11 protein-coding genes and 1 pseudogene are annotated in these 11,704 nt (G+C 66.2%); 9 read left to right on the top strand and 3 right to left on the bottom strand.

Features of this window, described 5'->3' with window-relative positions; all coding sequences use genetic code 11:
- Positions 1-75: 75 nt before the first annotated feature.
- The 7 genes from rfbB to AYB31_RS07995 all read left to right on the top strand — a co-directional run bounded on the left by rfbB (position 76) and on the right by AYB31_RS07995 (position 8,737).
- The gene (gene rfbB / locus AYB31_RS07965; protein ID WP_068827478.1) at positions 76-1,140 is read left to right on the top strand and encodes a dTDP-glucose 4,6-dehydratase; all 1,065 of its coding nucleotides are present in this window, start codon (positions 76-78) and stop codon (positions 1,138-1,140) included.
- A complete protein-coding gene (rfbA, locus tag AYB31_RS07970; protein ID WP_068827480.1) occupies positions 1,137-2,009 on the top strand; it encodes a glucose-1-phosphate thymidylyltransferase RfbA in 873 nt (290 codons plus the stop codon). Before rfbB ends, rfbA begins: the two co-directional genes overlap by 4 nt.
- A complete protein-coding gene (gene rfbC, locus AYB31_RS07975; RefSeq protein ID WP_068827481.1) occupies positions 2,006-2,551 on the top strand; it encodes a dTDP-4-dehydrorhamnose 3,5-epimerase in 546 nt (181 codons plus the stop codon). Before rfbA ends, rfbC begins: the two co-directional genes overlap by 4 nt.
- Positions 2,548-3,417: a dTDP-4-dehydrorhamnose reductase gene (gene rfbD / locus AYB31_RS07980; protein WP_068827483.1), complete on the top strand. Its 870-nt coding sequence runs from the start codon at positions 2,548-2,550 to the stop codon at positions 3,415-3,417. Before rfbC ends, rfbD begins: the two co-directional genes overlap by 4 nt.
- A 45-nt stretch (positions 3,418-3,462) precedes the next feature.
- Complete coding sequence (locus AYB31_RS07985) at positions 3,463-5,271, top strand: ATP-binding protein (protein ID WP_068827484.1); 1,809 nt, start codon at positions 3,463-3,465, stop codon at positions 5,269-5,271.
- Positions 5,268-6,629: a sigma-54-dependent transcriptional regulator gene (locus AYB31_RS07990; RefSeq protein ID WP_068827486.1), complete on the top strand. Its 1,362-nt coding sequence runs from the start codon at positions 5,268-5,270 to the stop codon at positions 6,627-6,629. The genes AYB31_RS07985 and AYB31_RS07990 overlap by 4 nt, the downstream gene beginning before the upstream one ends.
- A 224-nt stretch (positions 6,630-6,853) precedes the next feature.
- Positions 6,854-8,737, top strand: coding sequence for a beta-ketoacyl synthase (locus AYB31_RS07995; RefSeq protein ID WP_068827487.1), 1,884 nt, complete (start codon positions 6,854-6,856; stop codon positions 8,735-8,737).
- A gap of 42 nt (positions 8,738-8,779) precedes the next feature.
- Here AYB31_RS07995 and AYB31_RS08000 read toward each other — a convergent pair whose 3' ends face one another.
- From AYB31_RS08000 to nudE, 3 genes are read right to left on the bottom strand one after another with little or no spacing between them, the layout of a single operon-like run.
- A complete protein-coding gene (locus tag AYB31_RS08000) occupies positions 8,780-9,229 on the bottom strand; it encodes a thioesterase domain-containing protein (RefSeq protein ID WP_068827489.1) in 450 nt (149 codons plus the stop codon).
- A 29-nt stretch (positions 9,230-9,258) separates the two neighbouring features.
- On the bottom strand, positions 9,259-10,080 hold the full coding sequence (gene cysQ / locus AYB31_RS08005) for a 3'(2'),5'-bisphosphate nucleotidase CysQ (protein ID WP_068827490.1): 822 nt from the start codon (positions 10,078-10,080) through the stop codon (positions 9,259-9,261).
- Positions 10,077-10,640 carry an ADP compounds hydrolase NudE gene (gene nudE / locus AYB31_RS08010; RefSeq protein WP_068827492.1) on the bottom strand — a complete coding sequence of 188 codons (564 nt, stop codon included), beginning with the start codon at positions 10,638-10,640 and terminating at the stop codon, positions 10,077-10,079. The genes cysQ and nudE overlap by 4 nt, the downstream gene beginning before the upstream one ends.
- Before the next feature lie 100 nt (positions 10,641-10,740).
- On the opposite strand from nudE, the gene yrfG reads away from it, so the two are divergent.
- Positions 10,741-11,409 carry a GMP/IMP nucleotidase gene (yrfG, locus tag AYB31_RS08015; protein ID WP_068827493.1) on the top strand — a complete coding sequence of 223 codons (669 nt, stop codon included), beginning with the start codon at positions 10,741-10,743 and terminating at the stop codon, positions 11,407-11,409.
- A 148-nt stretch (positions 11,410-11,557) separates the two neighbouring features.
- Positions 11,558-11,704 (top strand): annotated as a pseudogene (locus tag AYB31_RS22245) (hypothetical protein); the annotation flags it as partial.

The following is an 11,704-nucleotide window of genomic DNA, read 5'->3' on the forward strand; positions in this document are numbered from 1 at the left end:
GCGCCTGCCTTCCACCCCGGAAACTGGGTAGGATCACGTCTTAACCGCTAGACACTGTCGGAGACCTGTATCCACATGCGCATTCTCATCACCGGCGGTGCCGGTTTTATCGGCTCAGCCCTGGTCAGGCATCTGTTGCAGGATACGACTCATGAAGTACTCAACCTCGACAAGCTCACCTATGCCGGCAATCTGGAATCCCTGGCCAGCATCGAGAGCCACCCACGCTACCAGTTCCTGCAGGCCGATATAGCCGACAGTCAGGCGGTGAGCCTTGCGCTGGCGCAGTTCCAGCCAGACGCCATCATGCACCTGGCTGCAGAGTCGCATGTCGATCGATCCATCGACGGCCCCGCCGCCTTTATCCAGACCAATATCGTCGGTACCTATGCCCTGCTGGAGGCTACGCGCGCCTACTGGATGAGCCTGACGCCGGAGCGCAAGCAGGCCTTCCGCTTCCATCACATCTCTACCGACGAGGTGTACGGCGATCTGCACGGCGTGAACGATCGGTTCACCGAGACCACGCCCTACGCCCCCAGCTCGCCCTACTCGGCGAGCAAGGCCGCCTCGGATCATCTGGTGCGCGCCTGGCAGCGCACCTATGGGTTGCCGGTGCTGATCACCAACTGCTCGAACAACTACGGCCCTTATCACTTCCCCGAGAAGCTGATTCCGCTGGTGATCCTCAATGCCCTGGAGGGAAAACCACTGCCGGTGTATGGCGATGGCCTGCAGGTGCGCGACTGGCTGTTCGTCGAGGATCACGCCCGCGCCCTGTTCAAGGTGGTGAGCGAGGGCAAGATCGGCGAGACCTACAACATCGGCGGCCACAACGAGCAGAAGAACATCGAGGTGGTACGCGCCATCTGCGCCCTGCTGGAGGAACTGGCACCGCGCAAACCGACGGGACTGGCCCGCTATGAAGACCTGATCACCTTCGTCAAGGATCGTCCCGGCCACGATCAGCGCTACGCCATCGACGCAGGCAAGATTGAGCGCGAGCTGGGCTGGCTACCGCAGGAAACCTTCGCCAGCGGCCTGCGCAAGACGGTGCAGTGGTATCTAGACAACCTAGAATGGTGCCGCCATGTGCAGGACGGCAGCTATCAACGCGAACGCCTGGGAGCAGACGCATGAAAGGAATCATCCTCGCCGGCGGCTCCGGCACCCGTCTGCATCCGATCACCCTCGGAGTGTCCAAGCAGCTGCTGCCGATCTACGACAAGCCGATGATCTACTACCCGATCTCGGTGCTGATGCTGGCCGGCATCCGCGACATCCTGATCATTTCCACGCCCCACGATCTGCCGCAGTTCGAGAAGATGCTGGGTGATGGCAGCCAGTTCGGCGTGCGTTTCAGCTATGCCGAGCAGCCCTCCCCGGACGGCCTGGCCCAGGCCTTCCTGATCGGCGAGGATTTTATTGGCGATGACTCGGTGTGCCTGATCCTCGGCGACAACATCTTCCACGGCCAGTCCTTCACCGAGATGCTCAAGCGCGCCGCCCAGCAGACAAAGGGTGCAAGCGTATTCGGTTACTGGGTGAAGGATCCGGAACGTTTCGGGGTGGTCGAGTTCGATGCCGAGGGCCGCGCCATCTCCATCGAGGAGAAACCCAAGCAACCGAAATCCAGCTATGCGGTTACCGGCCTGTATTTCTACGACAACGACGTGGTCAAGATCGCCAAGGCGGTCAAGCCCTCGCCGCGCGGCGAGCTGGAGATCACCGATGTGAACAATGCCTACCTGCAGCGCGGCGCCTTGCGCGTGGAGCGCTTCGGCCGCGGCTTCGCCTGGCTCGACACCGGCACCCATGAAAGCCTGTTGGAGGCCTCGCAGTACGTGCAGACCATTGAGCATCGCCAGGGCCTGAAGGTCGCCTGCCTGGAGGAGATCGCCTACCAGCAGGGCTGGATCAGTCGCGAGCAACTACTCGTCCAGGCCAAGGCTTTCGGCAAGACCGGTTACGGCCAGTACCTCTACCAGCTTGCCGGAGAGCAGTTGTGAACGTCGTCGCCACCACCATTCCCGAGGTACTGATCCTCGAACCCAAGGTATTCGGTGACGAGCGGGGCTTCTTCTACGAGAGCTTCAACGCCCGCACGTTCGCCGAAGCCACCGGCCTGCACCGCGAGTTCGTTCAGGACAATCACTCGCGCTCGGCGCGCGGTGTGTTGCGTGGCCTGCACTACCAGGTACAGCAAGCCCAGGGCAAGCTGGTGCGGGTGTGCGCTGGCGAAGTGCTGGATGTTGCGGTGGACATTCGGCGCGGCTCGCCAACCTTCGGCCAATGGGTTGGTGCACGCCTGTCCGCAGAGAACAAGCGCCAGATGTGGGTTCCGGAAGGCTTCGCTCACGGCTTCGTGGTGCTCAGTGAGTACGCCGAGTTCCTCTACAAGACCACCGACTATTACGCCCCCGCCCACGAGCGGTGCATTCGCTGGGACGACCCGCAGCTGGCTATCGACTGGCAGTTCGAGGGCGAACCACAGCTGTCGGCCAAGGATCAGAGCGGCCTGCTCCTGAGCGAGGCTGAGCTGTTCCCATGAAGATCCTGATCACCGGCCGCCACGGCCAGGTCTCCCGCGAGCTGCAGCTGGCCCTGGCGAGTAGCGCCGAGTTGCTAGTGCTGGGCCAGGAACAGCTGGATCTGGCCGATAGCGCCAATATCCGAAAACAGGTTGAAGCCCTGCGCCCTGATCTGATTATCAACGCCGCCGCCCATACCGCCGTGGACCAGGCCGAAAGCGAGCCAGAGCTGGCATTCGCAATCAATGCCCGCGCGCCCGGCCTGCTGGCCGAGGCCGCCGCGCAGCTGGCCGTGCCGCTGATCCACTACTCCACCGACTATGTGTTCGATGGCAGTAAAGGCGAGCCCTACAACGAGGCCGACCAAACCGCACCGCTCGGCGTCTACGGCCAGAGCAAGCTGGCCGGCGAAGAGGCCATCTGCGCGGTCGGCGGCCAGCACCTGATCCTGCGCACCAGCTGGGTCTATTCGCTGCACGGCAAGAACTTCCTGCTGACCATGCAGCGCCTGCTGCAGGAGCGCGAGGAACTGCGCGTGGTCGCCGACCAGATCGGCGCGCCGACCTGGGCCGGCACTATTGCCCAAGCCACCGCCAAGCTGATCGAGCACTGGCGCGCTGGCCGGCCCGGCCCCTGGGGCACCTACCATCTGAGCGGTCAAGGCGAGACCTCCTGGTTCGGCTTCGCCGAAGCAATCGCCGCGCAGTTGCGCCTGCAGGGCAAGCCCTGCGCAAGGCTCGCAGCCATCCCCAGCAGCGCCTACCCGACTCCGGCACAACGCCCGCTCAACTCGCGCTTGGACTGCTCACGCCTGCAGCGGGACTGGAATATTCGCCTGCCCGACTGGCACGCGGCCCTGCTGGAGTGCCTGGCCAGCCCGAGCTGACCTTCGCCCGTGCATAATGCGCCTGTCTCCCAGGCGCATTGCGACATGACCGCTACTCAATCCCTACACCGTCCGCGCTGGCGCAGCCTGGCCCTGCTGGCCCTGCTGCTGGCGCCGTTGCTATGGCCGCTGCAGCATCTGGCCGAGCGTTACTACCGCAGCGAGCTGGCCGAGCAGAACCGCCAGACCCTCGACCTTTATGTCGCCAACCTGCTCGGCACCCTGCGCCGTTTCGAGGTGCTGCCGCCTATCCTCGGCGACCTGCCGGACCTGCGCGGCATGCTGCTGACCCCGGACAGCCCCGCCGCACTGCAACGCGCCAACGCATTGCTCAAGCGCGTGCGCGAGCAGACCGGCGCCGACGTGATCTACCTGATGGACACCGAGGGCGTCACCCGTGCCGCTTCCAACCACGACCAGGCGGACAGTTTCGTCGGCCGCAACTTCAGCTTCCGCCCCTATTTCCAGATGGCCGTGCAGGGCCAGCTGGGGCGCTTCTTCGGCCTCGGCACCACGTCCGGCAAGCGCGGTTACTTCTACGCCTCGGCCGTACGCGAGGGCGAGCGCCTGCTCGGCGTGCTGGTGGTCAAGGTCGACCTCGACTACACCGAGCGCCTATGGGGGCGCACCCCCGAGCAGTTGCTGGTCACCGACGACAATGGCGTGATCATCCTCACCTCCGAGCCGGCCTGGCGCTTCCGTGCCAGCCGCGCCCTGAGCCAGGCGGAACTGCGCCAGATTGCCGCTGACCAGCCCTACCCCAACCTGCAGCCAGCGCTGGCGCAGATCGACTGGAACACCTGGTTGCAACAGAGCCGCGAGCTCGCCGAAACCGGCTGGACGGTGAGCATCCTCGCCCCGCGCAACCAGGTCGATCGCCCGGTACAGAACGTCGTGGCCATCGGCGGCGCCAGCCTGCTGGCCCTGCTGGCCCTGCTCGGCCTGCTGTTGCAGCGCCGCCGCCACTATGTCGAACGCATCGCCCTGGATGCTCACACCAAGCGCGAGCTGGAGATCCGCGTACTGGAGCGCACTCGCGAGCTGGAGAGCCTCAACAGCCGCCTGAAGAGCGAAGTGCTGGAGCGCGAACAGGCCCAGCAGGAACTGGTGCGCACCCAGGACGAACTGGTCCAGGCCGGCAAGCTCAGTGCCCTCGGCACCATGAGCGCCAGCATCAGCCACGAACTGAACCAGCCGCTGGCGGCGATCCGCAGCTATGCCGACAACGCCGGCGTGCTGCTCGATCACCAACGCCTCGACGACGCCCGCAGCAACTTGCACCAGATCAGCGACCTGACCGGACGCATGGCCTCGATCATCGCCCACCTGCGCGCCTTCGCCCGGCGTGATCGCCACGCGCCGGAGAGCGTCGCCCTGCAACCGGCCCTCGACGACGCCCTGGCCCTGTTGGCCAAGCGCCGTCGAACACTGGACGTGGAGCTGATCCGCGATCTGCCGGACGCCACCCTGTGGGTGCAGGCCGGCGAAACCCGTCTACGCCAGGTGCTCGGCAACCTGCTGGCCAACGCTCTCGATGCTCTGGCCGAAAAGGCGCAGCCACGCAAACTCTGGTTGAGCAGCGAAACCACGCCAGACGAGATCCACCTGCTGTTGCGCGACAACGGCCCGGGCTTCTCCGCCCAGGCCCTGACCCATGCCCGCGAACCCTTCTTCACCACCAAGACCAGCACCCAAGGCCTCGGCCTCGGTCTGGCCATCTGCGAAACGCTGATGCGCGCCCTGGGCGGCGAGCTGGTGCTGGCCAACCACCCCGACGGTGGCGCCCTGGTCATCCTGCAGCTACGCCGCGCCGAGCCTGGCGCCAACCTGCAACCGCCCGAGGAGTTTTCATGACGGCCATCGACACCCGCACTCAGGTCCTGCTGATCGACGACGACGAACACCTGCGCCAGGCCCTGGCGCAGACCCTCGACCTCGCCGGCCTGCGCGTACAGGTCCTCGCCGATGCCCGTGACCTGCCCCAGCGCATCCCTGCCGATTGGCCCGGTGTGGTGGTCAGCGATATCCGCATGCCCGGCATCGACGGCCTGCAACTGCTGGCCCAGCTGCGCGAACAGGACCCGGAGCTGCCGGTGCTGCTGATCACTGGTCACGGCGATGTGCCGCTGGCGGTCCAGGCCATGCGCGCCGGCGCCTACGACTTCCTAGAAAAACCCTTCGCCAGCGAGGCCCTGCTCGACAGCGTGCGCCGCGCCCTGGAACTGCGCCGCCTGGTGCTGGACAACCGCAGCCTGCGCCTGGCCCTGGCCGACCGCCAGGAGCTGGGCGCCCGCCTGCTCGGCCAGTGCACGCCCATGCAGCGCCTGCGCGAGCAGGTCGGCGCGCTGGCGGCGATCCACACCGACGTGCTGATCCTCGGGGAAACCGGCGCAGGCAAGGAAGTGGTGGCGCGCGCCCTGCACGACCTGTCGGCGCGCAAGCACGGCCCGTTCGTCGCCATCAATGCCGGCGCCCTGGCCGAATCCGTGGTCGAGAGCGAGCTGTTCGGCCACGAGGCTGGCGCCTTCACCGGGGCGCAGAAGCGCCGCATCGGCAAGTTCGAGTTCGCCAACGGCGGCACCCTGTTCCTCGACGAGATCGAGAGCATGAGCCCGGATATCCAGGTCAAGCTGCTGCGCCTGCTGCAGGAGCGCGTGGTAGAACGACTCGGCGGCAACCAGCAGATCCCCCTGGATATCCGGGTGATCGCCGCGACCAAGGAGGACCTGCGCATCGCCGCCGATCAGGGCCGCTTCCGTGCCGACCTGTACTACCGCCTGAACGTTGCGCCGCTGCGCATTCCGCCACTGCGCGAGCGCGGCGAAGACATCCTCCTGCTGTTCCAGCACATGGCCGAGGCCGCCAGCCAGCGTCACGGCCTGCCTGCACGCAGCCTGCAGCCCGGCCAGCGCGCGCAGCTGCTCGGCCACAGCTGGCCGGGCAACGTGCGCGAACTGCAGAACGCCGCCGAGCGCTTCGCCATGGGCCTGGAACTGGGCCTGGAGCAGAGTGGCACCCCACAGATCGCCAGCAGCGCCGGGCAGAGCCTCGGCGAACAGGTCGACGCCTACGAGCGCGCGCTGATCGCTGCAGAAATGGCCCGGGAACACAGCTCCCTGCGCAGCGTGGCCGAAGCCCTCGGCCTGCCGCGCAAGACCCTGCACGACAAGCTGCGCAAGCACGGCCTGGAGTTCGGCGGCGAGGCAGACTGAAACACTCTCGACTATGCTGCCGGAGGGGCTGGACGCCTCTCTTCCTTCTGCCGATATAGAAACGCGGAGTGACCTTGTGGTCACGAACTGCGTCACTCAGTCATTCCGATTCATTTTGAGTCGCCACCCGGTATCTGCCGCCTGGCCCTGGCCGCCATTGCCCGCTCGCGGGCGAGGGCCGCCTGCATGGGTCAGGCCCGGAGTGATCGAAGGAGTTCTGTGTGATGTCTCGTCTTCCCGTCATCGTCGGTTTCGGCGGCTACAACGCAGCGGGCAGAAGCTCGTTTCACCACGGCTTTCGCCGCATCGTCCAGGAGTCCCTGGACAGCACCACTCGCCAGGAAACCCTGGCCGGCCTGGCCGTGATGATGAAACTGGTGCAGGTGGTCGATGGCCAGTTCCGCGACCAGGCGGGTGTCAGCCTGAGCCTGGCCGATATCGAAGCCCGTTTCGCCGCCGAGATCCTCGACGGCACTCTGGTACGTCGTATCGACAAGCGCCTGCTGGACGTCGACGCGACGCATTGGCAGAAGAGCATGACGGCCAGCGGCGCCCAGTTCACTACCCTGCGCAAGCACCTGCCGGACCCGCTGCCGGCCAGCTGGAACATCGAGCAGCTGGGCGAGCAGCAGGTCCTGGTGACGCTCACCGAAGCCTGCGAATTCAAGGTCGACAGCTACCGCCCGCTGCCGGTCAAGTCCGCCGGCCAACTGCCCGCCGGCTTCGAACCTGGCAGCCTGTACAACTCGCACTTCCACCCACGCGGCCTGCAGCTGGCGGTGGTCGGGGCCACCGATGCGCTGCGCTCCACCGGCCTGAACTGGCAGACCATCCAGGATCAGGTGCAGCCCGACGAAGTCGCCGTATTCTCCGGCAGCATCATGAGCCAGCTCGACGAGTACGGCTTCGGCGGCATGCTGCAGTCGCGCCTGAAGGGCGGCCGTGTTACCGCCAAGCAATGCCCACTGGGCCTCAACACCATGCCGGCGGACTTCATCAACGCCTATGTGCTGGGAAGTGTCGGCAGCACCGGCAGCGTGACCGGCGCCTGCGCCACCTTCCTCTACAACCTGCAGAAGGCCATCGAGCAGATCGCCAGCGGCAAGGCCCGCGTGGCCCTGGTGGGTAACGCCGAGGCGCCGATCACCCCGGAAGTCATCGACGGCTATGGCGCCATGGGTGCCCTGGCCACCGAGGAGGGACTGCGCAAGATCGAGGGCCAGGACGAGGTGGACTTCCACCGCGCCAGCCGACCGTTTGGCGACAACTGCGGCTTCACCCTGTCCGAGTCCTGCCAGTACCTGGTGTTGATGGACGACGAGCTGGCCATGCAGTTGGGGGCGGATATCCACGGCGCCGTGCCGGATGTGTTCATCAACGCCGACGGCTTCAAGAAGTCCATCTCCGCCCCCGGTCCCGGCAACTATCTGACCCTGGCCAAGGCCGTGGCCAGCGCGGCCCAGCTGGTCGGCATCGACGCGGTCCGCACGCGCAGCTTCGTGCATGCCCACGGCTCCAGCACTCCGGCCAACCGGGTCACCGAGTCCGAACTGCTGGATCGCGTCGCCGCCGCCTTCGGCATCCAGGACTGGCCGGTGACGGCGGTCAAGGCCTTCCTCGGCCACTCCCTGGCCACGGCCAGCGGCGACCAGGTCATCGCCGCCCTCGGTACCTTCCGCCACGGTTTGTTGCCTGGCCTGAAGACCATCGACCGAGTGGCCGACGACGTGCACCGCGCACACCTGAGCCTGGAGACCCGCGACCGCGAAGTCGCAGGCATGGAAGTCTGTTTCATCAATTCCAAGGGCTTCGGCGGCAACAACGCCACCGGCGTGGTGCTCGCCCCGCAGGTGGCCGAACGCATGCTGCGCAAGCGTCATGGCGAGGCCGCCTACAACGCCTGGCTGGACAAGCGCGAAACCACCCGCGCCAGCGCCGCGCAATACGACCAGCAGGCCCTGCGCGGTCAGTTCGACATCCTCTACAACTTCGGCCACGACCTGATCGATGACCAGCAATTGCAGTTCAGCGCCGAGGGCATCCGCATACCGGGTTTTGCCCAGCCACTGCTGTACAAGAAGGATGAGCGCTACGCCGATATGCTCTGACGCGTCTGGAGGCGGGCGCTCGACGGCACGAGCACCGCAGCGCTAGCGGTGCAACACGTACTGGCCGCGGAAGCGCACCGCCTCGACCTCGCCACAGAGAATGCGGCTGTGCAGCTGGATGCGCGCCATGCCGCGACGGCGATAGAGAGTGATAAATCTGTCCCATTCGGCCGGCGGGGGCGCTGCACAGTGGGCCACGGCATCGCCGAGCACCGGCTCGGCATAGTCGATCTGGCCCTGCTGGATGACGATATGCCCATCCGCCACCCCCGCCTCGCGCAGGCTCAGGTGCAGCCAACCCCAACCGGCCAGCACCGCGCCGCAGTAGAGGCTGCCGCCGAACATGCTGCTCTTGTGGTTGTAGTTGGCCGCCAGCGGCAGACTCAGGCGTAACTCGCTGGCATCCCAGCCCAGCACGCCCAGGCCCATGGCCTGGGTCAGCGGGATGTCCTGGTGCAGCAACTGCTCGAGGTAGGCGCGGTCGTCATCCATAGTCTGAGCCCCAGCAGTTTCTCGCGATCTCAGTCCAGGGCACGGGCCAGCTGAATCAGCTCGGCGCGCCAGGCGGCGGCCTGCGGCAGGCCGAGGAAGGACGGGTTGAGGTAGCTCTCACGGGCCTCGTAGGTCAGTGCCTCTCCCTTGAGGTCGAGCACTTCGCCGCCAGCACCCTCCAGCACGCCCTGGGCCGCCGCGGTATCCCACTGCGAGGTGGGCGCCAGGCGCGGATAACAGTCGGCGTTGCCTTCGGCCAGCAGGCAGAACTTCAGTGAGCTGCCAACATTGGCCAGCTGCAGATCGCCGAAGCGCTCGGAAAGTCCTTCCAGCAAGCGCTCCTGAGCCGGGCTGGAGTGACGTTTGCTGGCCACCAGGGTAAACGCCTCGGCCGGGGCCAGGCGCACGCCGATGGCTTGCGGCTCGCCACCGGCTTCCTGACGCCAGGCGCCCAGGCCGGCGCCGCCGAAGTAGCAGCGACCGTTGGCCGGGATGCCGACCACGCCGAACACCACTCGGCCCTGCTCGATCAGGGCGACATTGACGGTGAACTCTTCGCTACCGGAGATGAACTCCTTGGTACCATCCAGCGGGTCCACCAGCCACCAGCGCTGCCACTGGACGCGCTCGGCCAGCGCGATGACGCTGTCCTCCTCGGACAGCACCGGCACGTCCGCCGCCAGCTCGCGCAGGCCGGCGGCCAGAATCTCATGGGCAGCCAGGTCGGCGGCGGTGACCGGCGAGGCATCGGCCTTCTCGGTCACCGCGACGTCGTTGCGCCAGTGCGGCAGGGTGGCCTTGCCGGCACGTTGGACCAGGGCGATGACCGCTGGCAGATAGGGGTGCGTCACTTGAATTCTCCACGTTGGCTCAGCAGGTCACGGACCAGGTAAAGCGCCGCCAGGGCGCGTCCCTCGGTGAACTGCGGGTGCTGTATCAGGGCGCTGATCTCGTGCAGGTTGACCTTGTCCACGCGCAACGGCTCGGGTTCGTCGCCAGGCAGGCGTTCTTCGTAGAGGTCACGGGCCAGCACCACCTGAATCTTCTGGCTCATGTAGCCCGGCGACAGGCTCAGTTCGGCGATCAGCTCCAGGCGTTCGGCGCCGAAGCCGGCCTCCTCCTTGAGCTCACGATTGGCCGCCAGCAGCACATCCTCGCCCGGCTCGACCAGGCCCTTGGGCAGCGACAGTTGGTAGTCGTCGGTGCCGCCGCAATATTCCTCGACCAGTACCGCGTGCTCGGCATCGAGCATGGCCACGATCATCACCGCGCCATAACCGGAGCCCTTGCCCACCAGGCGTTCGTAGGTGCGCTCCACACCATTGGAGAAGCGCAACTGCAGCTCCTCGACGCGGAACAGGCGGCTGCTGGCGACTATCTCGCGGGCCAGTACCTGAGGTTTCTCACGCATCATTCGCTCCTTGACTCGAGCGGGTATCATACCCGGCAAAGCCACTCTGCTGAGCGCGATCTTGTATCCGCTTGCGCACCGTTACCTGCCGGATTCCGCCATGCCTCTGTTGCCCTGGGCCGATATCGACACCGTCCTGCTCGACATGGACGGCACCCTGCTCGACCTGCACTTTGACAACCACTTCTGGCTGGAACACCTGCCACAGCGCTACGCCGAACTGCACAGCATCGACCGGGCCGCCGCCGAGGCCGAGCTGCTGCCGCTGTTCCGCCAGCACGCCGGCACCCTGCCCTGGTACTGCACCGACTTCTGGAGCCGCGAGCTGAACCTCTCGGTGCGTGACCTCAAGCGCGAAGTGGCCCACCTGATCGCCCTGCGCCCGCATGCCGACACCTTCCTGGCCGCGCTGCGCGCCGCCGGCAAGCGCGTGGTGCTGATCACCAATGCGCATCGCGACTCGCTGTCGCTGAAGCTGGAGAAGGTCGAGCTGGCGCCCTACTTCGACCGCCTGATCAGCTCCCACGACTATGGTTTTCCCAAGGAGGACCAGCAGTTCTGGTTTGCCCTGCAGCAGGACTGTCCCTTCGAGCCAGCACGTAGTCTGTTCATCGACGACAGCCTGCCGATTCTGCGCAGCGCCAGGCGCTACGGCGTGGCCCATCTGCTGGCGGTGCGCCAGCCGGACAGCCGCGGCCAGGCCAAGGACACCGAGGAGTTCGCCGCCGTCGAGGATTACCGGCAGCTCGGTGCCGAGCTGGCTGGCTAGGCGCGACGAGCAGACAACCCGGCAGTTCCCGCACTGCGCCATTTTTTGCGCAACTCGTGACCACCTTCGCAGGCCGCATATGCCGGGCTTGCTGTTGCCAACCAGGCTGGCAGCATCCGCGCCATCTCTCCACGAAGGTCTGTCGTTCATGAAGTATCTGCTCCTGCTTTCCCTCTCCCTGGCCAGTGCCAGCGCCCTGGCCGGCAACACCTCTGCCGGAGTCGGCGGCGCCCTGGGTGGCGCCTTGGGCACCGTGGTCGGCGAGCAGATCGGCGGCAGTACCGGCGCAGCCATC

Source organism: Pseudomonas sp. BMS12 (assembly GCF_001592875.1).
Lineage (GTDB): Bacteria > Pseudomonadota > Gammaproteobacteria > Pseudomonadales > Pseudomonadaceae > Aquipseudomonas.

Bases quoted from the DNA above. Each gene is read 5' to 3' on its own strand.
- AYB31_RS07985 (WP_068827484.1), top strand. From the start codon at position 3,463: ATGACCGCTACTCAATCCCTACACCGTCCGCGCTGGCGCAGCCTGGCC.
- AYB31_RS07990 (WP_068827486.1), top strand. From the start codon at position 5,268: ATGACGGCCATCGACACCCGCACTCAGGTCCTGCTGATCGACGACGAC.
- rfbA (WP_068827480.1), top strand. From the start codon at position 1,137: ATGAAAGGAATCATCCTCGCCGGCGGCTCCGGCACCCGTCTGCATCCG.
- rfbD (WP_068827483.1), top strand. From the start codon at position 2,548: ATGAAGATCCTGATCACCGGCCGCCACGGCCAGGTCTCCCGCGAGCTG.
- AYB31_RS08000 (WP_068827489.1), bottom strand. From the start codon at position 9,229: ATGGATGACGACCGCGCCTACCTCGAGCAGTTGCTGCACCAGGACATC.
- rfbB (WP_068827478.1), top strand. From the start codon at position 76: ATGCGCATTCTCATCACCGGCGGTGCCGGTTTTATCGGCTCAGCCCTG.
- nudE (WP_068827492.1), bottom strand. From the start codon at position 10,640: ATGCGTGAGAAACCTCAGGTACTGGCCCGCGAGATAGTCGCCAGCAGC.
- yrfG (WP_068827493.1), top strand. From the start codon at position 10,741: ATGCCTCTGTTGCCCTGGGCCGATATCGACACCGTCCTGCTCGACATG.
- AYB31_RS07995 (WP_068827487.1), top strand. From the start codon at position 6,854: ATGTCTCGTCTTCCCGTCATCGTCGGTTTCGGCGGCTACAACGCAGCG.